Origin of the sequence: Microbacterium algihabitans (genome assembly GCF_032464975.1) — a bacterium.
In the GTDB taxonomy this organism is placed as follows: domain Bacteria; phylum Actinomycetota; class Actinomycetes; order Actinomycetales; family Microbacteriaceae; genus Microbacterium; species Microbacterium algihabitans.
Genome location: NZ_JAWDIU010000001.1, coordinates 797,102 through 819,996, shown reverse-complemented (window position 1 = coordinate 819,996; position 22,895 = coordinate 797,102). Strand labels below are relative to the sequence as shown.

Here is a 22,895-nt window from a genome sequence, read left to right as displayed (position 1 = left end):
TCCTGGGGAGAAGGGGGAGCCGGCCGGATGCCGGGGCGCCGCGGGTATCCTGGAGTCATGGACGAGACCTGGACCGCGATGCTGTGGGCGATCCTGCCGACCCTCGTGGTGTCGGTGGTCTTCTTCTTCATCCTCCGCAACGTCATCCGCATGGATCGCACCGAGCGCAAGGCCTACGCCCGCATCGAGGCGCAGGAGCGCGCCAAGCGCGGTCTCCCGCCGGTCGCGCGCACCGGCGACGGACCCGCGAACTGACACCGGCGCGGCCCGTGTCGGGGGCCGTCGCTACGCTGGGTGCACAACCCGCCCAGGAGGATCCGTGATCAACGCCACGTTCGACGCGAGCTGGCTCGTCATCACGCTGTTCGTCGTCGACCTCGTGGTGCGCATCGCCGCCATCATCATCGTGCCGCGCAACCGCCGCCCGACGGCCGCCATGGCGTGGTTGCTGGCGATCTACTTCATCCCGTTCGTCGGGGTGTTTCTGTTCCTGCTGATCGGAAACCCGCGTCTGCCGCGCAAACGGCGACGCAAGCAGGCGGCCATCAACGAGTACATCCACGACACCAGCGCCTCGCTCGAGTTCGGGACGCTGCGCCCCAACGCCCCGCAGTGGTTCCGCTCGCTCGTGAGCCTCAACCGCAACCTCGGAGCCATGCCGATCGCCGGCGACAACGCCGCGACCCTCATCTCGGATTACCAGCAGAGCCTGGATGCCATGGCCGACGCGATCCGCGAGGCGAAGCGGTACGTGCACGTGGAGTTCTACATCCTGCAGTCCGACGACTCCACCGACAACTTCTTCGGGGCGCTCGAAGAGGTCGCGGAGCGCGGCGTGGTCGTGCGCGTCCTGCTGGATCACTGGGCCAACCGCGGCAAGCCGCACTACAAGCGCACGCTGCGCCGTCTCGACGCCATGGGCGCGCACTGGCACCTCATGCTGCCGGTGCAGCCGCTGCGCGGCCGGTACCAGCGCCCCGACCTGCGCAACCACCGCAAGCTGCTCGTCATCGACGGCGACGTCGCCTACATGGGGTCGCAGAACGTCACCGATTCCTCGTACAACCTGCGCAAGAACATCCGCCGCGGCCTGCACTGGGTCGACCTCATGGTGCGGGTGCAGGGCCCCGTGGTCGCGAGCATCAACGCGGTCTTCCTGTCCGATTGGTACAGCGAGACCGACGAGACCCTCCGCCACGAGATCGACCTGTTCAGCGTGACGTCGGGCCCGGGCGATCTCGATTGCCAGATCGTGCCGTCGGGTCCGGGCTTCGACTTCCAGAACAACCTCAAGCTCTTCCTCGGCCTGCTCTTCGCCGCCCAGCAGAAGATCATCATCGTCAGCCCCTACTTCGTCCCCGACGAGGCGCTGCTGCTCGCGATCACGACCGCGTGCCAACGCGGCGTGCACGTGGAGCTGTTCGTCTCCGAGGAGGGCGATCAGGCGATGGTGTACCACGCGCAGCGCAGCTACTACGAGGCGCTCCTGCGCGTCGGTGTCGTCATCTGGATGTACCCGAAGCCGTTCATCCTGCACAGCAAGAGCGTCACGATCGACGACGAGGTCGCCGTCATCGGCTCGAGCAACATGGACATGCGATCGTTCGGTCTCAACCTCGAGGTCTCGCTGCTCGTGCGCGGCGAGGAGTTCGTCCGCGACATGCGCGCGGTCGAAGACCACTACCGGGGTCTCAGCCGCCAACTCACCATCGAGGAGTGGCGTCGTCAGCCGCTGCGCTCCACGATCCTCGACAACCTCGCGCGTCTCACCTCGGCCCTGCAGTGATCGCCCGCCGGCGCGCCGGATCAATGCGCCCGCCCGCCGGACGCGCCGACGTCACGCCGACGCCGTCCAGGAAACTCCGCCATCATGGGCGCAACTCGCCCCGGAGGTTCTCATGTCCCCTCATCGTCTGACACTCATCGCCGCGATCGGCGCCGGTCTGCTCGCGGCCGGTGCCCTCACGGGCTGCGCCACGGCCGCGTCGACGCAGGGTTCGACCCCCGCGTCGTCATCGACTCCGGATGCCGGGGGCACGGCATCCGCCGATTCGATCCAGGTCGGCTGGCTCGAGGGGGGCGCCGCGATCGCCCTCGTCACGCTCGGCAGCTCGTCGTGTCCGCCGGTCGCGGAGGGGGAGCCGAGCGTCGAGGGGACCACCCTGACGGTGGTGCTGGCCGACTCGCCGCGCACGACGTGCACGCGCGACATGGCGCCGCGCGCGACCCTCGTCAGCGTGCCGACCGGAGTGGATCCGACGGCCGGACTCGCGGTGCGCGTCACCGGTGCGGCCGAAGGGGCGGCGATGCTCCCCGGCCTCGCCGCGGCCTCCGCGAGCCCGGAGCAGTTCACCTCGAGCGCGGGATGGGTTGGCCGCGACCTGCTCGCCGTCCTCACTTACGGGAGCTCCGGCTGCCCGCCGGTGGTCGAATCGGTCACCGCGGCAGGGTCCGAGTTGTCGGTGCAGTTCGCGACGCCGCCCGCCGATCGGATCTGCACGATGGACCTCGCCCCTCGTGTGACGGTCGCCGACGTGACCGGCGTCGCCGGGCCCGACGTCACCTCGGTCGCGCTGTCCGGCGGCGGTGTCGAGGCCCCGGAGCCGATCGCCATCCTCGGCTCGCGCTGACCCCGGTCGCCGATGGCGCGAGGCGCTGACCGATGATCACTCAGGACGGGTCGATCACCAGGAGGTCGCCGACCTCGCACTCGAGCACCCGGCAGATCGCCGACAGCGTCGAATAGCGGATCGCCCGGGCGCGGTCGTTCTTCAGCACCGACAGGTTCACCACCGAGACCCCGACGAGCTCGCTGAGGCGGGTCAGCGTCATGCCTCGGGCCTCGAGCAGCTCGTCGAGACGGCAGTGGATGCCGGTGGGGCCGTCGTCGGTCGCCGCCGGGGTCATACGAGGCCCTCGGTGTCGCGCTGCAGGCGGTCGCCGACCGCGAAGGCGGTGCTCGCGAGGGCTGCGACGAAGGCGACTCCGATGAGGGAGGGCAGGTCGACCAGCTGCACGTCTCCGCGGTCGTAGGTGCGCTCGGAGAGCCATGCGATCGCTCCGTTGGCCACCATGTTCTGGAAGAACGGCACCCCGGCGATGCCGACCAGGGCGACGATGCCCGCGGCCGACACCAGGGCGGTGTTGCGACGACTGAAGATGCGCCCGCGCAGGATGTCGGCGGTGAGGACGAGGAGCAGGATCACCACGGTGATCACGACCGCGGCGAAGAGGCCCTCGGCGATGAACAGCGACCACAGGGAGGCGGGAGGAAGGGAGGGTGCGGTCACCACGCCTCCGGTGAGCTCGATCGCGACGGGCGCACCGTCGGGGCCGAGAGGGGCCTGGGCGGACGAATCGAGGAACGGCACCGCGACGCGGACGTTCTGATTCGGGGCGGCGGCGATGATGTTCGCGATGCTGCGGACGACGGCCCAGACGGCGATCGCGGCGCCGGCCACGACGAAGAACCAGAGGGACGCTGCGTCGCTGCGGGAGAGGACGCGGGGAGGTCGGGGGGATGCCATGATCGCTCCTTATCGATGATCGTTGTTATCGGTTTTCGATAAGGTAACGACTATCGATGGGTTCCGCAAGGTCGACCGCGCAGACGGTATGCCCACGGCGAACATGGGTCTCAGGCCTCCGGCCGCTGGTTACTCTCGTTGTACGGCGCGCGGAGGCGTGCCTGTCAGCCCATTTTTGGAGGGACTGAGGATGTTCGAGAGATTCACCGACCGTGCTCGTCGTGTGGTTGTGCTCGCCCAAGAAGAGGCGAAGATGCTCAACCACAACTACATCGGAACCGAGCACATCCTCCTGGGCCTCATCCACGAGGGTGAGGGTGTTGCTGCCAAGGCGCTGGAGTCGCTGGGCATCTCGCTCGACGCCGTCCGCGAGCAGGTGCAGGACATCATCGGCCAGGGGCAGCAGCAGCCGACCGGCCACATCCCCTTCACGCCCCGTGCGAAGAAGGTGCTCGAGCTGTCGCTGCGCGAAGCGCTGCAGCTGGGCCACAACTACATCGGAACCGAGCACATCCTGCTCGGTCTCATCCGCGAGGGCGAGGGCGTCGCCGCACAGGTGCTCGTCAAGCTCGGCGCCGACCTGAACAAGGTGCGCCAGCAGGTCATCCAGCTGCTCTCGGGGTACCAGGGCAAGGAGCCCGCGGGCGTCGCCTCGGGTGCCGGCGAGCAGAGCCAGGGAGCCGCCCAGGGCGGTTCGGCGGTGCTCGACCAGTTCGGCCGCAACCTCACGCAGGCCGCGCGCGACAACAAGCTCGACCCCGTCATCGGGCGCGAGAAGGAGATCGAGCGCGTGATGCAGATCCTGTCGCGCCGCTCGAAGAACAACCCCGTCCTCATCGGCGAGCCCGGTGTCGGAAAGACGGCGGTCGTCGAAGGCCTCGCCCAGGCCATCGTCAAGGGCGACGTGCCCGAGACGCTCAAGGACAAGCAGGTCTACTCGCTCGACCTCGGCTCGCTCATCGCCGGATCCCGCTACCGCGGTGACTTCGAGGAGCGCTTGAAGAAGGTCACGAAGGAGATCCGCACGCGCGGCGACATCATCGTCTTCATCGACGAGATCCACACCCTCGTCGGTGCGGGTGCCGCCGAGGGCGCGATCGACGCCGCGTCGATCCTCAAGCCCCTCCTCGCCCGCGGTGAGCTCCAGACCATCGGTGCCACCACGCTCGATGAGTACCGCAAGCACTTCGAGAAGGACGCCGCGCTCGAGCGCCGCTTCCAGCCGATCCAGGTGGCCGAGCCGAGCCTGCCCCACGCGATCAACATCCTGAAGGGTCTGCGCGACCGGTACGAGGCGCACCACAAGGTGCAGATCACCGACGGCGCGATCGTCGCGGCGGCCAACCTCGCCGACCGCTACATCAGCGACCGCTTCCTGCCCGACAAGGCGATCGACCTGATCGACGAGGCCGGCGCCCGCCTGCGTCTGTCGATCCTGTCGAGCCCGCCGGAGCTGCGCGAGTTCGACGAGAAGATCGCCAAGGTCCGCGAGCAGAAGGAACTCGCCTCCGAGGAGCAGGACTTCGAGAAGGCCGCCGCCCTGCGCGATGAGGAGAAGTCGCTCCTCGCCGAGCGTCTGCGCCTCGAGAAGCAGTGGCGCTCGGGCGACGTCGCCTCCCACGCGGTGGTCGACGAGGGTCTGATCGCCGAGGTGCTCGCCCAGGCGACCGGCATCCCGGTGTTCAAGCTCACCGAGGAGGAGTCCAGCCGCCTCATGTTCATGGAGAAGGCCCTGCACCAGCGGGTCATCGGCCAGGAAGAGGCGATCGCGGCCCTCTCGCGCACGATCCGTCGTCAGCGCGCGGGCCTCAAGGACCCCAAGCGCCCCTCGGGCTCGTTCATCTTCGCCGGCCCCACGGGCGTCGGAAAGACCGAGCTCGCCAAGGCGCTCGCCGAGTTCCTCTTCGACGACGAGGGTGCGCTGATCTCCCTCGACATGTCGGAGTTCGGTGAGAAGCACACGGTCTCGCGTCTGTTCGGTGCCCCTCCCGGATTCGTCGGATTCGAAGAGGGCGGCCAGCTCACCGAGAAGGTGCGCCGCAAGCCGTTCTCGGTCGTTCTCTTCGACGAGATCGAGAAGGCCCACCCCGACATCTTCAACTCGCTGCTGCAGATCCTTGAAGAGGGTCGCCTGACCGATGGTCAGGGTCGCGTCATCGACTTCAAGAACACCGTGATCATCATGACGACGAACCTCGGTTCGTCGGCGATCGCCGGTGGCCCCGTCGGCTTCCAGGTCGAGGGCAGCGCCCAGACCTCGTACGAGCGGATGAAGGGCAAGGTCGACGAGGAGCTGAAGCGTCACTTCAAGCCCGAGTTCCTCAACCGCGTCGACGACGTCATCGTCTTCCCGCAGCTGAACAAGGACGAGCTCCGTCAGATCGTCGGCCTGTTCGTGAAGCGTCTGGCCGACCGTCTGCTCGACCGCGACATGACCGTCGAGCTGTCGGACGAGGCGAAGGACAAGCTCATCGACATCGGGTTCGACCCGACGCTCGGTGCGCGCCCCCTGCGCCGCGCCATGCAGCGCGAGGTCGAGGACCGTCTCAGCGAGAAGATCCTGCACGGCGAGCTCGAGTCGGGCGATCACGTCAAGGTCGGCGTCGAGAACGGTCAGTTCTCGTTCGAGACCAGCCCCCGCGGTGAGAAGGTCGCGATCGGGGTCGGCACGGCCGGCGAGATCGCCGCGACCCCCGACACGCTCGCGGGCAGCTGATCGCATAGCGAAGGAAGGGCTCGGATGCCACGGCATCCGGGCCCTTCGTCGTTGCGGCGTACGCTTGTCGGATGACCTCTTCCGCGCCGTTCGTCGTCCGCCCCGCCGGAACCGCCGACGTCCGCCGCATCCACGAACTGCTCGAGCCGTTCGTGCAGAAGCGCATCCTGCTGGGCAAAGACCTCGTCGTGCTCTACGGGTCGGTGCAGCAGTTCGTCGTGGCCGAGGCCGACGGAGTGGTCATCGGCTGCGGTGCCCTGCACGTGATGTGGGACGACCTCGCCGAGATCCGCACCCTCATCGTGCACGACGACTGGCTTCATCACGGAGTGGGGCGGGCGATCGTCGAGGTGCTCGAGGCGCGGGCTCGCGAGCTGGGCGTCTCGCGGCTGTTCTGCCTCACCTTCGAGGTCGACTTCTTCACGCGGCGCGGCTTCGCTCCGATCGGCGAGCAGGTCGTCGACCCCGACGTGTATTCGCAGCTGGTGCGCAGCCCCGACGAGGGGGTGGCCGAGTTCCTCGACTTGGCGCACGTGAAGCCGAACACCCTGGGCAACACCCGCATGCTCAAGCAACTGTGAGCGTGCCGTGGCGGGGGCGCCTCGCTGCTGCGCCTACCCTTGAACCATGACCGATGCCCCCCGTAGGCGGAGGCAGTCCCCGGCGGTCTACCGTCGACGTCGTCTCGCGGCCGGGCTTCTCGCCCTGATCGTGATCGGCCTCGTCGTGTGGCTCGTCGCGGCTCCGCCGTGGCGCACCGCCCCCACTGCCGATGCTCCGCCCACCCCTGCCGCGAGCACGCCCGCCGTCGCGCCGAGTTCTGCCGCGCCCGCGGTGGCCGACTCCCCGTCGCCCACGCCGGCGGCGCCCTCCGGACCGGTGGAGTGCACGCCCTCCGACATCACGGTCGAGGCGCTGTCGGACAAGGCGGAGTACGCGCAGGGCGAGAACCCTCAGCTCTCGATCCGCCTGACCAACACCTCGGCGAACCCCTGCATCATGAACGTCGGTACGAGCGCGCAGTCGTTCACCGTCACCAGCGGCTCCGACGTGTGGTGGCGTTCGACCGACTGCCAGTCGGAGCCCAGCGACATGGAGGTCACCCTGTCGGCCGGGCAGACCGTCACGAGCTCCGCGCCGCTGACCTGGGACCGCACGCGTTCCTCGGTCGGCACGTGCGAGAGCGAGCGCCCGTACGCGCCCGGCGCCGGAGCGACCTACCACTTGAGCGTGTCGATCGGCGGGATCCCCTCGACGGGGACGGCGTCGTTCGTGCTGCGCTGACCCGAGCATGACGAGGGGGCGGATGCCGCGGCATCCGCCCCCTCGTCTTTGTCCTCAGGAACGTCGGTCGGCGCCGAACACCTCGCCCTCCATGGCGTCGTAGCCCTCCTGCTGCGGGTCGCCGTGCAGCCCGCCGGACAGGGCGTACTCCTCCTCGGGCGAAAGTACGAGGCGGTGCCGACCGTACACGGCGAAGGCCACGAAGATCACCGCGTAGACCGCGATGATCGCGACGATCGCGAGCAGGTACGCGGAGTTCAGCAGCAGGCCGAAGAACACCACGGCGGCGATGATCGCGGCCGAGTACGCGCCGAACAGGCCCCACGGGCTCTTGTAGGGCCGCACGGCGTTCGGGAACTTCCGGCGGAGCACGATGAACGAGACCATCTGCAGGAAGTACGCCAGCACCGCGCCCCACACGGCGATGTTCAGCACGATCGCGCCGGCCGGGCTGGTGTCGCCTCCCGCGGCCTGGACCACCACGAGGGCGATGAAACCGAGGACCGCGCCGAAGACGAGGGCCACCCACGGGGTCTTGCGCTTTCCGGTGAGCGAGAGCCACCGCGGGTAGTACCCGGCGCGCGAGAGCGAGTACATGTTGCGGCCGTAGGCGAACATGATGCCCATCAGCGACGCGAGCAGGCCCACGAGGGCGAGCAGGGACAGGAGCGCTGCGGCCTGATCGCCGACCATCGCGCGGAAGCCGTCGAGCAGCGGTTCGACCGATTCGCCGGTCGCGTCGGCCCCGAGTACGCCGGTGTTGAGGAAGAGCACGATGAGGCCCGTGACGATGAGCGTGCCGCGCGCCCAGAGGCCGGCGCGCGGGATGTCGCGGGCCGGGTCGTGCGATTCCTCCGCGGCGAGGGGGAGCTCCTCGATCCCGAGGAAGAACCACATCGCGAAGGGGAGGGCGAGCAGGATCGATCCGACGCCGAAGGGGAGGAACTCCGTGTTGCCGGGCTCGGGGGTTTGATTCCACAGGGAAGCCCAGTCGAAGGCCCCCGATGCCAGCGCCATGATCCCGAAGACCACGATGATGCCGATCGAGATGATCGATACGACGATCGCGAACCCGAACGAGATGTTGGCGCCCGCCGCGTTGAGCGCGATGAACAGGGCGTAGAGGATGATCCACCACACGAACGCGGGAAGGCTCACGCCGGTGAGGAGCTCGAGGGCCGAGTCGGCGTACTGGCCCGAGAAGTAGACCACCACCGCGGTGGTGGCGACGTACTCGATGGTCTCGGCGAGGCCGGTCGCGAGGCCGCCCCAGGGGCCCATCGCCGACCGGGCGAACGAGTAGGCGCCGCCGGTGTGCGGCATGGCCGCCGCCATCTCGCCGATCGAGAAGGTGAGGCCGTAGTACATGATCACGAGGATGACGAAGGCGATCAGCATGCCTCCGAAGCCGGCGAAGCCGATGCCGAAGTTCCAGCCGGAGAAGTCGCCCGAGATGACGGCGGCGACCGCGAGGCCCCACAGCCCCCACACGCCGGCGGAGCGTTTCAGGGTGCGTTTCTCGAAGTAGGTGGCGTCGGTCGCCGTATAGGTGGCTCCGGCGACCTTTTTTCGTGAGTGGCTCGCGGTGGACATAGGGCCTCCAGACGTGTCGGGCAGGCTTCGGGCTCGCCTTTGCGGAAGATCATGGCCTTCTATTGGTCGACCTGTCTACCTTTGGCGTGTAAGTTCCTCGTTACGTCCTCCGCTCGGGAGGGCGTCGATGAGGCGAGAGGGACACCATGGCGGGCAATCTCACCACCGCGGAGCTGGATGCCGCGATCGATGCGGGAGAGATCGACACGGTCGTCGTCGCCTTCCCCGACGCGCAGGGCCGCCTCGTCGGCAAGCGCGTCGCCGCGCGGTTCTGGCGCGACGAGGTGCAGGGCCACGGTGCCGAAGCGTGCAACTACCTGCTCTCGGTCGACGTCGACCTCAACACCGTCGACGGCTATGCGATGTCGAGCTGGGACAAGGGCTACGGCGACATGCTCCTCGTGCCCGACCTCGACACCCTGCGACGCGTGCCCTGGCAGCCCGGAACCGCGCTGGTGATGGCCGACCTCGCCTCGGAAGACCGCGCGCGCGTGGTGCAGTCGCCCCGCGGCATCCTGAACGCCCAGCGCGAGCGGCTGGCCGAACGCGGCCTGACCGCCTACGCCGGCACGGAGCTCGAGTTCATCGTCTTCGACGACTCGTTCCGCGACGCCTGGGCCAAGGGGTACACGCACCTGACGCCCTCGACCGACTACAACGTCGACTACAACCTGCTCGCCACCACCCGGCTCGAGCCGCTGCTGCGCGACATCCGCGTCGGCATGGACGGCGCCGGCATGTACTGCGAGGGCGTGAAGGGGGAGTGCAACTTCGGCCAGCAGGAGATCGCGTTCCGCTACGCCGAGGCACTCGAGACCGCCGACAACCACACGATCTACAAGAACGGCGCGAAGGAGATCGCCGACCGCCACGGCAAGTCGCTCACATTCATGGCCAAGTTCAACGAGCGCGAGGGCAACAGCTGCCACATCCACCTCTCGGTGCGTGGCGACGACGGCGCGGCCGTCATGGCGGGCGACGAGGAGCACGGGTTCAGCCCCCTGATGCAGCACTGGATCGCCGGCATCCTCGCGACCCTCCGCGAGTTCACGCTGCTGTACGCCCCCACCATCAACTCCTACAAGCGCTACGCCAAGGGGTCCTTCGCGCCGACCGGCGTCGCCTGGGGTGTCGACAACCGCACGTGCGCACTGCGCGTCGTCGGTCGCGGCTCATCGCTGCGCGTGGAGAACCGCGTGCCCGGGGGAGACGTGAATCCGTACCTTGCGATCTCGGCGATCATCGCGGGGGGCCTGTACGGCATCGAGAACGAGCTCGAGCTGCCCGAACCGCTCACCGGCAACGCGTACGCGGCGGGCGTGGACACGCTGCCCACGACCCTGCGCGACGCCGCAAAGCTCTTCTCCGAATCGACGATCGCCCGCGCCGCCTTCGGCGACGAGGTCGTCGAGCACTACCTGAACCAGGCGCGTATCGAGGTCGAGGCCTACGACGCCGCCGTGACCGATTGGGAGCGGGTGCGTGGTTTCGAGCGCCTCTGATCCGAGCAGGACCCCCGTCGTGGGGCTCACCACCTACCTCGAGCGCGCGAAACAGGGAGTCTGGGACGTGCGCGCCTCGTTCCTGCCCCAGCAGTACTTCGACGCCGTGACCGCCTCGGGCGCCACCGCGGTGCTGCTGCCGCCGCAGCCGCGGCCCGAGCAGGCCGCCGCGGCGGTGCTCGACGGGCTCGACGGGCTGATCCTCACCGGCGGCCTCGACGTGCAGCCCGAGCTCTACGGCGCCGAGCGCCACCCCACGACCGACCCCGCCCGCGCCGACCGCGACGCGTGGGAGATCGCGCTGCTCGCGGGGGCGCGGGAGCGCGGCATCCCGGTCTTCGGCATCTGCCGCGGACTCCAGCTCATCAACGTGGCCATGGGCGGCACGCTGCACCAGCACCTGCCCGAGGCGCTCGGCACCGAGCGGTACCGCATCGGCGGCGGCGTCTTCGCCGAGAACGTCGTGGAGGTCGATGCCGACACCCGGCTCGCCGGCCTCGTCGGCGCCGGACCCCTCACCGTCCACAGCTACCACCACCAGGGCGTCGACCGCGTCGCCGACGGCCTGCACGTCACCGCGCGCACCGACGACGGGCTCGTGCAGGCCGTCGAAGTCGACGGCGACGACTATCTGGTAGCCGTGCAGTGGCATCCGGAAGAGAACGCCGAGGACCGGCGACTCTTCCTCGGACTCGTCGCCGCCGCAGCCCGGCACCGGGCCGCCCGTTCCCCTGAACACCAGAAAGCCACCGCATGAGTTCCTTCACCGTCACCGATCCGTCGACCGGAAAGCCGATCACCACGCTCGAGCGCGCCGACGTCGCCGAGGTGGACGCCGCCGTCGCCGACGCCGTCCACGCGCAGCGCTCGTGGGCGGCCCTCGCCCCCGTCGCCCGCGCCGATGCGCTCCGCTCGTTCGCGCGCGTCGTCGAACAGCACGTCGACGAGCTCGCCGCTCTCGAGGTGCGCAACTCCGGACACCCGATCGGCTCGGCCCGATGGGAGGCCCAGCACGTCGCCCAGGTGCTCAACTACTACGCCGGTTCTCCCGAGCGCCTGATCGGGTCGCAGATCCCGGTCGCCGGCGGACTCGATGTGACCTATCACGAGCCCTACGGCGTCGTCGGCATCATCGTGCCGTGGAACTTCCCCATGACGATCGCCGCGTGGGGCTTCGCTCCCGCGCTCGCCGCGGGCAACGCCGTCGTGCTGAAGCCGGCCGAGCTCACCCCGCTCACCGCCGTTCGTCTCGGCGAGCTGGCGATCGAGGCAGGGCTCCCCGAGGGGCTGTTCCGCGTCGTCGTCGGATCGGGCTCGGTCGTCGGCCAGCGCTTCGTCACCCACCCCGACGTGCACAAGGTCGTCTTCACCGGATCGACCGAGGTCGGCACCGACGTGGCGGCCGGGTGCGCCCAGCTGCTCAAGCCCCTGACCCTCGAGCTCGGCGGCAAGAGCGCGAACATCGTCTTCGCCGACGCCGACCTCGAGAAGGCCGCGGCTGGCGTGCCCGGCTCGGTGTTCGACAACGCCGGCCAGGACTGCTGCGCGCGCAGTCGCCTCTTGGTCGAGCGCAGCGTCTTCGACCGATTCCTCGAGATGCTCGAGCCGGCGGTCGCGGCCTGGAAGGTCGGCGATCCCCACGACGAGGCGACACAGATGGGGCCCCTGATCTCGGCATCCCACCGCTCGAGCGTCCAGGGCTTCCTCGACGGCGCCGAGGTCGCGTTCCGCGGGTCGGCCCCCGAGGGCGACGGATTCTGGTTCGCCCCCGCCGTGGTGCTCGCCCAGCCGGGCGACCGCATCGCCCGCGACGAGGTGTTCGGCCCCGTGCTGGCCGTGCTGCCGTTCGACGACGAGGCGGATGCCATTCGCCTCGCCAACGACACCGCCTACGGCCTCGCGGGCTCGATCTGGACGGAGAACCTGGGGCGCGGCATCCGGGTGTCCCGTGGGGTGCGCAGCGGGGTGCTGTCGGTGAACTCCCACTCGTCGGTGCGCTACTCCACCCCGTTCGGCGGAATGAAGGCCTCGGGCCTCGGTCGCGAACTGGGTCCGGATGCCGCCGAGCACTTCACCGAGACGAAGAACGTCTTCTACGCCACCGAGTGACCGCCCCTCTCCCAACCCCGTCCCACGCGTAAGGAACCACAGCTCATGACCATCGACCTCACCCAGCGTCTGCGCGATCGCGTCGCCATCGTCACGGGAGGCGCGAGCGGCATCGGCCTCGCCACCGCCCGTCGCTTCGCCGCCGAAGGCGCCCGCGTCGTGATCGCCGACCTCGACGAGACCACCGGCACCGCGGCGGCCGCCTCGGTCGACGGCGTCTTCCGTCAGGTGAACGTCGCCGACGAGGACTCCGTGAACGCTCTCTTCGACGGCGTGGCCGCCGACCTCGGCAGCGTCGACATCGCCTTCAACAACGCCGGCATCTCGCCCGCCGACGACGACTCGATCGAGACGACCGAGCTGCCCGCGTGGGACAAGGTGCAGGACGTCAACCTCAAGAGCGTGTACCTCTGCTCGCGCGCGGCGCTGCGCCACATGGTGCCGGCCGGTCGCGGGTCGATCATCAACACCGCCTCGTTCGTCGCGCTGCTGGGCTCGGCCACCTCGCAGATCTCGTACACCGCGTCGAAGGGCGGCGTGCTCGCGATGACGCGCGAGCTCGGTGTGCAGTTCGCGCGACAGGGCATCCGGGTCAACGCGCTGTGCCCCGGACCCGTCAACACCCCGCTCCTGCAGGAGCTCTTCGCGAAAGACCCCGAGCGCGCGCAGCGCCGCCTGGTGCACGTACCGATGGGCCGGTTCGCGGAGCCGGAAGAGATGGCCGCGGCCGTGGCCTTCTTGGCATCCGACGACGCGTCCTTCATCACCGCCACGGCGTTCGTGGTCGACGGCGGTATCACCAACGCCTACGTGACCCCGCTCTGAACCCGACGTGACAGGCTGAGAGGGTGAGCGAGGCGCCCCTGGACGACCTGCGACGGGCCGTCTACCGGCCCGTTCGCACCGGCAACGCGCTCGAAGACACCACGGCGCGCATCGTGCAGACCGTGCGACTCGGACTCGTCGCGCCGGGGGAGTCGCTGCCCGCCGAGCGCGAGCTCGCCGCCCTCTACGGCGTCAGTCGCGACACCGTGCGCGAGGCTCTGCGGGAACTGTCGGATGCCGGTTGGCTCGAGACGCGACGCGGGCGCTACGGCGGGACCTTCGTCGTCGACCCCGTGCCGAGGCCGTCGGAGCCGGCGGTCGTGTCACCCGCCGAGCTGTCGGACGTGATCGCCCTGCGCGGAGTGCTCGAGCCGGGCGCCGCGTGGGCGGCGGCGGGTCGCTCCCTCTCCGCCGACGAACGCGACGTGCTGTGGGCGCGGCATGAAGCCGCCGCCGTCGCCGGGGGAGCGGACTACCGCCGACTCGACACGCTGCTGCACCTGACGATCGCCGAGCTCGCCGGCATCCCGTCGCTCGTTCCCCTCGTCGCCGACAATCGCGCGCGCGTGAACGCCTGGCTCGACACCTTTCCGCTGCTGCCGCGCAACATCGACCATTCGACCTCGCAGCATGCGGCGATCGTGTCGGCGATCCTCGCGGGACGACCGGATGCCGCCCACGCGGCCATGCGCGACCACCTCGCCGGGTCGGAGGCGCTGCTGCGGGGGTTCTTGGCGTAGACGGTCGCGCGGGGCGGGCCCCTGCGGTGGGCCAGGTGCGGTTTGGGGCGGGTTCTGCACGTTGGGGCGAGAATTGTCCGCCCCGAACGACGGGATGCGCCCCGAAGCGGCGATGTGGTCGCGGCGCCGACCGTGGGGTCCAGCGGCGCGGGGCCGCGGCTGCGGGCGTCCGCGAGGTGCGGTTTGGGGCGGGTTCTGCACGTTGGGGCGAGAATTGTCCGCCCCAAACGACGGAATGCGCCCCGAACCCTCGATGTGGTCGCGGCGCCGAGCCCGATTAGGCTCGGAGGATGGCCGCAGGCAAGAAGCGCAAGGGGAAGAAGCTCGACGTGGACTTCAAGAACACCGCGCTCAGCGACGCCCTGCAGACGCAGGACATGGCCGCGATCGCTTTCGCGCTCCGCCACGGACCGACTGTCGTGCCGCTGATGACCCCGGGCGACGCCGACAACCCGCTCAGCGTCGGCGAGGTGTGGACCTACCGCGACCCGAACACCGGCCAGCTGGCGCTGCTGCTGTTCAGCGACGCCGCGCACAAGCCCGAGACGCTGCCGCCGCACGTGGCTCTGCAGTCACCGCAGTGGCTGCGCACCTTCCTCGGAACGCATCAGGAAGCCATCACGACGGTGTTCATCGACATCGCCGGGCCGCACCCGATCCAGGCATCGCCCGCCGACTTGATCGCCGCGCTCGACGCCTGAGCCGCGGGACGGTCTGTCGACCGTCTGCGAATCTCGACGGGGTGCATGACGCAGGACGGCGAGGTGAAGGTTCGCGGGTGAAGGACGCAACTCGCGCGGGTGACCCGCGCGTGCAAGACTCGGGCTATGGAGTACCTGATCGCCGGTGCCGTGTGCGCCGCCGGACTTGTCATCCCCGCCGTGCTGGGGATGACCTCCCCGCACCGCCGTCGCCGGTCGGCTCCTCCCGGTCGCTGAACCGGGCCCGACTCTCTGGTCGGCCAGCGCGTCGGCGTCTTCCGTTCGAGTCGATGCGCGACCGCGGTGTCCTCGGCCGGTCGGCCTTCGAAGCCGGACCCGCGTCAGAACCCCGGTTCGCTGTCGTCGCGGGGCATTCCGCGCACCTGCAGCTCGTTGAGGGCCTGCGCCAGCTTGCGCGACGAGGAGTCGAGCACCGTGTGGTACCCGAGGCGCTTCGCTTCGGACGCCCGCTGGGCGGCCTGGGTGACGTTGCGGATCTCGCCCGTGAGGGTGAGTTCGCCGATCGCGGCGAGACGCTTCGACACCTTGCGGTTCTTCACGGCGTTGGCGACGGCGATCGCGATGGCGAGGTCGGCGGCGGGTTCGACCAGGCGCACTCCGCCGACGGTCGAGACGTAGACGTCGCGGTCGGAGAGCGTCAGCCCCATGCGGCTCTCGAGCACCGCGAGCACCATCGCCACGCGCGAAGAGTCGACGCCGTTGACGATGCGGCGAGGGTTCGGCGCGGTCTGGCGCACCGCCAGGGCCTGGATCTCGACGGGCAGGGCCCGCCGACCCTCCATCGCGATGGTGACGCACGTGCCGGGTTCGGGCTCGCCGTGACCGAGGAACAGGGCGCTGGGGTCGGCGACCTCGGCGATGCCGGTGCCGGTCATGTCGAAGCAGCCGACCTCGTCGGTCGGCCCGAAGCGGTTCTTCAGGGCGCGGACGAAGCGCAGTGAGGTCTGGCGGTCGCCCTCGAAGTGGCAGACGACGTCGACGAGGTGCTCGAGGATGCGGGGGCCGGCGATCGAGCCGTCTTTGGTGACGTGGCCGACCAGGATGATCGGCAGGCCGCGCTCTTTCGCGACACGGATGAGGGCGGATGCCACCTCGCGCACCTGCGCGGGCTGCCCGGCGGCACCGTCGCTGTGCGCCGACGAGACCGTCTGCACCGAGTCGACGATGAGCAGGCCCGGCTCGACCTGGTCGATGTGGCCCAGGATCGTGGCGAGATCGGTCTCGGCCGCGAGGAAGAGCTCGTCGTGCAGGGCGCCGGTGCGTTCGGCACGCAGGCGCACCTGTGCCGCGGATTCTTCACCGCTCGCGTAGAGCACGCGGCGACCCGCGCGGGCGCTCTGGGCGGCCACCTCGAGCAGCAGCGTCGACTTGCCCACGCCCGGCTCGCCGCTGAGCAGGATGGCGGCGCCGGGCACGATGCCGCCGCCCAGCACGCGGTCGAACTCGCCGACCCCGCTCGTGCGGCGCGGGGCGTCTTGCGTGTCGATCTCGGTGATGCGGCGCGCAACGCGACCGGCCCCGGGGGTGACCGGCGTGATCGACCGGACGATGCCCGTCTGCTCCGCCGCCTCGACGACGGTTCCCCACGACTGGCACTCGCCGCAGCGTCCGACCCACTTCACCGTCGTCCATCCGCACTCGGTGCACCGGTAGGGCGCGGGGGCTGCAGCGGGACGTCGGGATGCCATGTGCTCAGGCTACGCGGGGCCTCCGACATCGCTCGTCGCCGAGGTCATGGCATCCGGGATCTGCCCTTCTTCACACCCATGGGGCGGACGGGGTCGACGGGAGGGGGCGCGCGGAATCAGTCGCGCAGCGACTCGGCGACGGTCGTCAGCGCGTCGGCGGAGCGGCGCAGGAGCGTCAGTTCGTCGGCCGAGAACGGCGTCGCCGCCAGGGGCACGGCGCCGCGCGCGGAGACGATCGAGGGGACCGACAACGCCGTGCCGCTGATGCCGTGGAAGTCGTCGAGCACCGTGCTGACAGGCAGGATCGCGTGCTCGTCACGCAGGACGGCCTCGACGATGCGGGCGCTGGAGAGGCCGATGGCGTAGTTGGTCGCGCCCTTGCCCTTGATGACCTTGTACGCGGCGTCGCGCACGTCGACGGCGATCGCGTCGAGCTCGGCCTTGTCGAAGCGGGTGCCGTCGGGCAGCTCGAACTGGGTGATGGGGACCGAACCGATCGTCGCCGTCGACCACAGAGGGAACTCCGTGTCACCGTGCTCGCCGACGATCCAGGCGTGGACGCTGGAGGTCGCGACCCCGGCGCGCTGGGCGATCTTCCACCGCAGGCGCGAGGTGTCGAGCACGGTTCCGGAGGCGAAGATGCGGGATGCCGGGAGCCCGGTCGACTGCTGGGCGAGCACGGTCAGCACGTCGCACGGGTTCGTGACGATGACGTACACGGCGTTCGGGGCGACCTCGAGGAGCTTCGGCATCATGTCGCCGATGATGCGGGCGTTCGTGGCGGCCAGTTCGGTGCGCGTCTGACCGGGGTTCTGCTTCGCGCCGGCGGTGATGACGACGACGTGCGACCCCTCGGCGACCGAGACGTCGGCCCCGCCGGTGATGTCGCTCGACCCCGTAAACTGCGTGCCGTGGGCCAGGTCGAGCACCTCGGCCTCGACCTTCTCGGCGGCGATGTCGTACAGGGCGACGTGCCGCGCTGACCCGCGGATGAGGGCGGCGTAGGCGACGCTGGCCCCCACGCTGCCTGCTCCCACGACCGTCAGCTTCGAGTTCTCGATCACACTCATGGCTCGATCCTGGCAGCGGTCGGGAACCGCTTCCAGTGGCATCGTTCGACGGTGGACGAACGGGGGTCGAGCCCCGCTCCCGCGCCGATTCGCGGCATCCCGGAGAGTGTCGTAAGCTAGTCGGCGGTGACGTGTCCGAGCGGCCGAAGGTGCAACACTCGAAATGTTGTGTAGGTTCACCCCTACCGTGGGTTCAAATCCCACCGTCACCGCCACCACGAAGGCCCCGAATCCTCACGGATGCGGGGCCTTCGTCGTTTCCTCGGTCACAGCACCTTCGACAGGAAAGCGCGCGTTCTCTCGTGCTGCGGGTTCGAGAGAACCTCACGGGGGTCTCCGGACTCCACCACGACGCCGCCGTCCATGAAGACCAGCGTGTCCGCGACCTCGCGCGCGAAGCCCATCTCGTGCGTGACCACGATCATCGTCATGCCGGAGCGCGCGAGACCCTTCATCACGTCGAGCACCTCGCCCACCAGCTCCGGATCGAGCGCTGACGTGGGCTCGTCGAAGAGCATGAGCTGGGGCTCCATGGCCAACGCTCGGGCGATGGCGACCCGCTGTTGCTGGCCGCCCGACAGCTGCGAGGGATGATGGTCGCCCTTGTCGTGCAGACCGACTCTGACCAGCATCTCCTTCGCCGCCTTCACCGCTCGGGCTTTCGGGACGCGCTTGACGCGGACGGGTGCTTCGATGATGTTCTCGAGGGCGGTCATGTGCGGGAAGAGATTGAAGCGCTGGAAGACCATTCCGATCTCGCGGCGCTGCCTGGCGACCTCCCGCGGCTTCATCTCGTACAGCCGGTCGTTCTGCTGGCGATAGCCGACGACGGAACCGTCGAACGTGATCCTCCCCGCGTCCACACGCTCCAGGTGGTTGATGCAGCGCAGCAACGTCGACTTGCCCGACCCGGAGGGGCCGATGATGCACAGCACCTCGCCCGGGTCGACGGAGAGCGAGATGTCCTCCAGGACCCTGTGTGCTCCGAAGCTCTTCGAAACGTGCTCGGCGACGACCAGGGGTGTGGTCTCGGCCGCGGATACGGCGCCGATATCGCTCACTCGTCGCCTCCGTCGTGACGTGCGTTCGCGGCCGCGGAGAGGGCGAGGGTCCGCGCGCGTCGGTGGTTCTGCGGTCGCCGCGGACCGGTTCCGCGGGAGAAGCGCTTCTCGAGGAAGTGCTGCCCGATCATCAGGACGGACGTGAACAGGAGGTACCACAGCGACGCCACGATGAGCAGCGGCACCGGGGTGTAGGTCACGGCGGAGATGTCGCGGGCGACCCCGTAGAGATCGGTGGTCAGGGGGATCGCGGCCACGAGCGACGTGGTCTTCAGCATGGAGACGACCTCGTTGCCGGTGGGCGGAATGATCACGCGCATCGCCTGCGGGATCACGATGCGGGTCATCGAGTGCCACCACGACATCCCGAGGGCTGTCGCGGCCTCCTCTTGGCCGTCGTCCACCGAGAGCAATCCGGCGCGCACGATCTCCGCCATGTACGCGGCTTCATTCAGGGCCAATCCGAGGACGGCGATGAGGAACGCATTCTGCATGAACGCGAGGTCGAGAGCGATGTGCAGGTCCGTCCACGGAACGCCGAGGACGATCTGGGGATAGATCAGTGAGAACAAGCCCCAGAACACCAACTGCACGTACACCGGGGTCCCGCGGAAGACCCACAGGTACAGCCACGCCACCGACTTCACGACGGGGTTCGGAGACAGTCGCATCACCGCCAGCGCCAGTCCCAGGACCACGCCGATGGCCATCGAGTAGACGGTGAGTTGCAGGGTGACCAAGGCTGCGGCGCTGATGCGTTTGTCGAAGACGTAGGTGCCGACGTACTCCCAGCCGTAAGCGCTGCGCTGGGCGGCATCGACGACGAACCCCGCGAGTGCGAGCACGAGCACGACGGCGAAGACCGCTCGCCACGGGTGCCTGAGCCTGACGATCGGAAGCGACTCGGTGACGGGAGCGCCGGTCGGGGGCGGGATGGTCCCCGCCCCCGACCGGCTCGAGCGAGCTCGTGACACGGGGTCAGCCCTTCGATGCCGCGTTGACCTCGGCGGTGGTGACGGCGCCGTCCGAGACGCCCCACTGGTCCAGGATCGCTCGGTAGGTGCCGTCGTCGATGAGCGCCTGCACCGTCTTCTGCAGGGTCGGCGTGAGCGTCGAGCCCTTGGCCACGGCGAGGCCGTAGGGAGCGACGTCGAAGGTCTCGCCGGCCGCCTGCAGTTTGCCGTCGGTCTTCGAGATCGCGTAGAGGGTCACGGGGGAGTCCGCGCTGAGAGCGTCGGCTTTGCCGAGGATGACCGCGTTGGTGGCGTCGTCCTGCGTGTCGTAGCGGAGGACCTCGATGGCCGGCTTACCCGCCTGCGTGCACGCGGCGGACTTGGCCGGGACCTCGTCGGTGTCTTCGTAGGTGGCCGTCTGAGCAGCGACCTTCAGGCCGCAGGCGTTGTTCGGATCGACCGTCTTACCCGCTGCGGACGCCCACAGGATGCCCGCGGAGTAGTAGTTGACGAAGTCGACCTGCTGCTCGCGCTCGGTCGTGTCGGTGAAGGACGACATGCCGAAGTCATCCTTTCCTCCCGTCACGGAGGGGATGATGTTGTCGAACTTCGCGATCGCGAAGTCGGCCTTCACTCCGAGCTTGGACGCGATCGCGTTGGCCAGGTCGACCTCCCAGCCGACGGGGTTGCCCGCGGCGTCCTTGAACTCGTTCGGCGGATAGGTGTCGTCCATCCCGATGACGAGCTTCCCGGAGGAGCGGACGGCCTCGGGGAGGGCCGCGGCGAGGGCGTCGTCTTTCGTCACCTGGATGGACGGGGAGCTCGACGGCGACCCGCCATTCTGGGCGGCCGAGTTGTCGACGCACCCCGCCAGCGCCAGGGCGGCGATCGCTGAAAGTGCTGCTGCAGGGACGATTCGTGAAGTGCGCATCGTGTCTGTTCCTCTTCGCGTGGACGGTGGCCGTGTGCGACCTACGGGAGTGCCGTCGGCGCCGGCGACGAGGTGACGAGTGGCCCTCATCCGGTGCGCCAGCGAGACCGCGCGCCGACGCTATCGAGGGGGTTGTTTCCCCCGGATTTCGTATCTCCCTTCTGTGCGGATCCGGCTTCAAATCGGCGATTTACGCCCATGCCCGCGGGAGCTTTTTGGGCGAACCGCCCGCCGAATGAGCGCTTACGGGGATTCGAGTTACACCACCACAGGCGCGCTCCCCGACCCGCGACGAACGGGTTGCGCCGCGGGTGCTTGACCCGACACCATTCCCGGATGGAGAGAAATCCCCCACGAGTCGGATGGTTCTTTCTCGTGATGGGCGTCGTCGTGGCCATCGGCGGCGGCGCTATCACCGCGTTCGTGGACGACGACGACCTCGTTGGACGGTTGCAGATTCCCGCCGGCGTCTACGGACCCGTGATGATCATCGCTGGGCTCGCCATCGCCGCCTACGGCACCGCCATCGTCGTCAGAGCCCGCAGAAGCTGAGTCGCCCCCCAGGCAGCCGCGCCCAGCCCCATCCTCACCCGCCTGCGGCCTGCCACGATGAGTCCATGCCCGTCATCGAGTCCCGCTGTGTCGTCCCGGTCGATGCGCGCACGGCGTTCGCCGTCTCGCAGACCACCGGCGAGATCCGCAAGCGATGGGATCCGTTCATCCGACGCCAGTACTTCGTCGACGGCGCGACCGCCCCGGGGAAGGGCGTGCGGACATACACCGTGCAGCGTTTCGGCTTCCGGATGGAGAGCGAATACGTCTCCTACAACCCGCCGTCGAACGTCGGCATGAAGATGACGAAGGGGTCGTGGTTCTTCGAGCGTCTCGCGGGCGGGTGGAAGTTCACGCCCGTCGCCGACGACCCCGGCAGCACGCTCGCGGTCTGGCGGTACAACTTCGCGTGCCGCCCCCGGTGGCTGGCGCCGCTCGCCGAACGGATCGGCACGTTACTGCTCCAGCGCGACATGGATCAACGCATCCGAGGCTTCGCGCGAGGATGCAGCGACCCGCTCGTGCTGGCGGCTGCGCGCCCGTCACCCGCCTGAGGCGCCGCCGCGCTCGCGTCGTCTTCACCCGCTTCGCGCTTCACACCCGCGGCTGCTGCTGGGTGATGCAGTGGATGCCGCCGCCGCGGTCGAACAGCGGGCGGGCGTCGACCGTCACGACGCGCCGACCGGGGTATGCGTCGCCGATGATCGCGCGGGCGCGGGCGTCGGCGGACTCCTCGCCGAAGCCGCAGAGCACGACGCCGTCGTTGGTGACGAGGTGGTTGATGTAGCTCCAGTCGACCCAGCCCTCGTCGTCGCGGAGGGTGGCGGGGGCGGGCACACCGGTGATCGTCACCGCGCGGCCCCGCGCGGCGAACGCGTCGGACAGCTCACGGCGCACGAGCTGCGACACCTCGAAGTCGGGGTGGGCGGCATCCGTCTGCTCGTGCACGAGCACGTGATCCGGTGACGCGAAGGTCGCGACGATGTCGACGTGGCCGTTCGTGCCGAACTCGTCGTAGTCGCGGGTGAGTCCGCGCGAGAGCCACACGGCATCCGTCGCCCCGATCGTGCGGGCCATCTCGGCCTCGACGCGGGCGCGGTCGGCGAAGGGGTTTCGGCGCGGGTCGAGCTGCACGGTCTCGGTGAGGAGCACGGTGCCGGTGCCGTCGACGTGCAGGCCGCCGCCCTCGGCGACGAGAAGCGAGCCGATGCGTTCGGCGCCGACGTGCTCGGCGACCACGCGTGCGATGCCGGCCGACTTCTGCCACTCGGCCCAGTCGGGGGCGCCCCAGCCGTTGAAGATCCAGTCGACCGCGCCGAGCGCCCCGGGACGATCGGGGTCGGTGACGAAGGTCGGGCCCACGTCGCGCATCCAGAACTCGTCGAGCGGCGCCTCGACGATCTCGACCTCCGCCGACAGCATGCGCCGGGCGCGCGCGGTCTCGGTGGGGTCGACGACCATCGTCACCGGCTCGAATTGCGCGACCGCGTGGGCGACGTCGGTCCACGCGCGGTAGCCCTCCTCGCGGGCCTCGGCTGCGTCTCCGAGGGTGAAGCCCTCGCGCGGGAAGGCCATCCACGTGCGTTCGTGGGGGGCGGTTTCAGCGGGCATGCGCCACATGG

23 protein-coding genes and 1 tRNA gene are annotated in these 22,895 nt (G+C 69.3%); 15 read left to right on the top strand and 9 right to left on the bottom strand.

Annotated features, from left to right (window positions below; translation table 11 throughout):
* The first annotated feature begins 57 nt into the window (after positions 1-57).
* The 3 genes from RWH43_RS03860 to RWH43_RS03850 all read left to right on the top strand — a co-directional run bounded on the left by RWH43_RS03860 (position 58) and on the right by RWH43_RS03850 (position 2,630).
* On the top strand, positions 58-255 hold the full coding sequence (locus RWH43_RS03860; protein WP_144830042.1) for a hypothetical protein: 198 nt from the start codon (positions 58-60) through the stop codon (positions 253-255).
* A gap of 64 nt (positions 256-319) precedes the next feature.
* Positions 320-1,786, top strand: coding sequence for a cardiolipin synthase (gene cls / locus RWH43_RS03855; RefSeq protein WP_316000710.1), 1,467 nt, complete (start codon positions 320-322; stop codon positions 1,784-1,786).
* A 112-nt stretch (positions 1,787-1,898) separates the two neighbouring features.
* Positions 1,899-2,630, top strand: a complete 732-nt coding sequence (locus RWH43_RS03850; RefSeq protein WP_316000709.1) for a hypothetical protein — start codon at positions 1,899-1,901, stop codon at positions 2,628-2,630.
* 40 nt (positions 2,631-2,670) lie between these two features.
* Here the strand turns inward: RWH43_RS03850 and RWH43_RS03845 are convergent, their stop codons facing one another.
* Together RWH43_RS03845 and RWH43_RS03840 are read right to left on the bottom strand one after the other, a co-directional pair.
* Entirely contained in the window at positions 2,671-2,907 is a 237-nt protein-coding gene (locus RWH43_RS03845) for a helix-turn-helix domain-containing protein (protein WP_144830033.1), read from the bottom strand.
* Entirely contained in the window at positions 2,904-3,527 is a 624-nt protein-coding gene (locus tag RWH43_RS03840; RefSeq protein WP_316000708.1) for a hypothetical protein, read from the bottom strand. The genes RWH43_RS03845 and RWH43_RS03840 overlap by 4 nt, the downstream gene beginning before the upstream one ends.
* 190 nt (positions 3,528-3,717) lie before the next feature.
* Between RWH43_RS03840 and RWH43_RS03835 the strand changes: the two genes are divergently transcribed.
* The 3 genes from RWH43_RS03835 (at position 3,718) to RWH43_RS03825 (ending at position 7,527) form a co-directional block, all read left to right on the top strand.
* The gene (locus tag RWH43_RS03835) at positions 3,718-6,243 is read left to right on the top strand and encodes an ATP-dependent Clp protease ATP-binding subunit (protein WP_144830026.1); all 2,526 of its coding nucleotides are present in this window, start codon (positions 3,718-3,720) and stop codon (positions 6,241-6,243) included.
* A gap of 71 nt (positions 6,244-6,314) precedes the next feature.
* A complete protein-coding gene (locus tag RWH43_RS03830) occupies positions 6,315-6,824 on the top strand; it encodes an amino-acid N-acetyltransferase (RefSeq protein WP_144830023.1) in 510 nt (169 codons plus the stop codon).
* Positions 6,825-6,870: 46 nt separating this feature from the next.
* Positions 6,871-7,527, top strand: a complete 657-nt coding sequence (locus tag RWH43_RS03825) for a hypothetical protein (protein WP_186325422.1) — start codon at positions 6,871-6,873, stop codon at positions 7,525-7,527.
* A gap of 54 nt (positions 7,528-7,581) precedes the next feature.
* Here the strand turns inward: RWH43_RS03825 and RWH43_RS03820 are convergent, their stop codons facing one another.
* Entirely contained in the window at positions 7,582-9,120 is a 1,539-nt protein-coding gene (locus tag RWH43_RS03820) for an amino acid permease (RefSeq protein ID WP_316000707.1), read from the bottom strand.
* A gap of 146 nt (positions 9,121-9,266) precedes the next feature.
* Between RWH43_RS03820 and RWH43_RS03815 the strand changes: the two genes are divergently transcribed.
* The 6 genes from RWH43_RS03815 to RWH43_RS03790 all read left to right on the top strand — a co-directional run bounded on the left by RWH43_RS03815 (position 9,267) and on the right by RWH43_RS03790 (position 14,997).
* Entirely contained in the window at positions 9,267-10,622 is a 1,356-nt protein-coding gene (locus RWH43_RS03815; RefSeq protein ID WP_316000706.1) for a glutamine synthetase family protein, read from the top strand.
* Positions 10,603-11,379 carry a gamma-glutamyl-gamma-aminobutyrate hydrolase family protein gene (locus RWH43_RS03810; RefSeq protein WP_316000705.1) on the top strand — a complete coding sequence of 259 codons (777 nt, stop codon included), beginning with the start codon at positions 10,603-10,605 and terminating at the stop codon, positions 11,377-11,379. Before RWH43_RS03815 ends, RWH43_RS03810 begins: the two co-directional genes overlap by 20 nt.
* A complete protein-coding gene (locus RWH43_RS03805) occupies positions 11,376-12,731 on the top strand; it encodes an aldehyde dehydrogenase family protein (protein ID WP_316000704.1) in 1,356 nt (451 codons plus the stop codon). The genes RWH43_RS03810 and RWH43_RS03805 overlap by 4 nt, the downstream gene beginning before the upstream one ends.
* A 45-nt stretch (positions 12,732-12,776) precedes the next feature.
* Positions 12,777-13,556 (top strand): 3-oxoacyl-ACP reductase, encoded by a 780-nt coding sequence (locus RWH43_RS03800; protein WP_251505998.1) that lies wholly within the window; start codon positions 12,777-12,779, stop codon positions 13,554-13,556.
* Positions 13,557-13,579: 23 nt separating this feature from the next.
* A complete protein-coding gene (locus RWH43_RS03795; protein ID WP_144830005.1) occupies positions 13,580-14,296 on the top strand; it encodes a FadR/GntR family transcriptional regulator in 717 nt (238 codons plus the stop codon).
* Positions 14,297-14,586: 290 nt separating this feature from the next.
* A complete protein-coding gene (locus RWH43_RS03790; protein ID WP_316000703.1) occupies positions 14,587-14,997 on the top strand; it encodes a dehydrogenase in 411 nt (136 codons plus the stop codon).
* A 341-nt stretch (positions 14,998-15,338) separates the two neighbouring features.
* Here RWH43_RS03790 and radA read toward each other — a convergent pair whose 3' ends face one another.
* Entirely contained in the window at positions 15,339-16,706 is a 1,368-nt protein-coding gene (gene radA, locus RWH43_RS03785) for a DNA repair protein RadA (protein WP_144829999.1), read from the bottom strand.
* A 116-nt stretch (positions 16,707-16,822) separates the two neighbouring features.
* Entirely contained in the window at positions 16,823-17,776 is a 954-nt protein-coding gene (locus RWH43_RS03780; protein WP_154096789.1) for an L-lactate dehydrogenase, read from the bottom strand.
* A 125-nt stretch (positions 17,777-17,901) separates the two neighbouring features.
* On the opposite strand from RWH43_RS03780, the gene RWH43_RS03775 reads away from it, so the two are divergent.
* Positions 17,902-17,991 (top strand) — tRNA-Ser (locus RWH43_RS03775).
* 51 nt (positions 17,992-18,042) lie between these two features.
* On the opposite strand, the gene RWH43_RS03770 is transcribed toward RWH43_RS03775, so the two are convergent.
* Genes RWH43_RS03770 through RWH43_RS03760 form a run of 3 tightly spaced genes read right to left on the bottom strand, consistent with a single transcriptional unit; the run spans position 18,043 to position 20,721 of the window.
* Entirely contained in the window at positions 18,043-18,837 is a 795-nt protein-coding gene (locus RWH43_RS03770) for an amino acid ABC transporter ATP-binding protein (protein WP_437127378.1), read from the bottom strand.
* Entirely contained in the window at positions 18,834-19,772 is a 939-nt protein-coding gene (locus tag RWH43_RS03765; RefSeq protein WP_437127384.1) for an amino acid ABC transporter permease, read from the bottom strand. Before RWH43_RS03765 ends, RWH43_RS03770 begins: the two co-directional genes overlap by 4 nt.
* Before the next feature lie 43 nt (positions 19,773-19,815).
* Positions 19,816-20,721, bottom strand: a complete 906-nt coding sequence (locus tag RWH43_RS03760) for an ABC transporter substrate-binding protein (protein ID WP_316000702.1) — start codon at positions 20,719-20,721, stop codon at positions 19,816-19,818.
* A 378-nt stretch (positions 20,722-21,099) separates the two neighbouring features.
* Here RWH43_RS03760 and RWH43_RS03755 point away from each other — a divergent pair, with 378 nt between their 5' ends.
* Positions 21,100-21,273 (top strand): hypothetical protein, encoded by a 174-nt coding sequence (locus tag RWH43_RS03755; RefSeq protein ID WP_187358366.1) that lies wholly within the window; start codon positions 21,100-21,102, stop codon positions 21,271-21,273.
* A 65-nt stretch (positions 21,274-21,338) separates the two neighbouring features.
* Positions 21,339-21,827, top strand: a complete 489-nt coding sequence (locus RWH43_RS03750) for an SRPBCC family protein (protein ID WP_316000701.1) — start codon at positions 21,339-21,341, stop codon at positions 21,825-21,827.
* Between the two features lie 40 nt (positions 21,828-21,867).
* On the opposite strand, the gene RWH43_RS03745 is transcribed toward RWH43_RS03750, so the two are convergent.
* Positions 21,868-22,893: an agmatine deiminase family protein gene (locus tag RWH43_RS03745; protein WP_316000700.1), complete on the bottom strand. Its 1,026-nt coding sequence runs from the start codon at positions 22,891-22,893 to the stop codon at positions 21,868-21,870.
* Between the last annotated feature and the right edge of the window lie 2 nt (positions 22,894-22,895).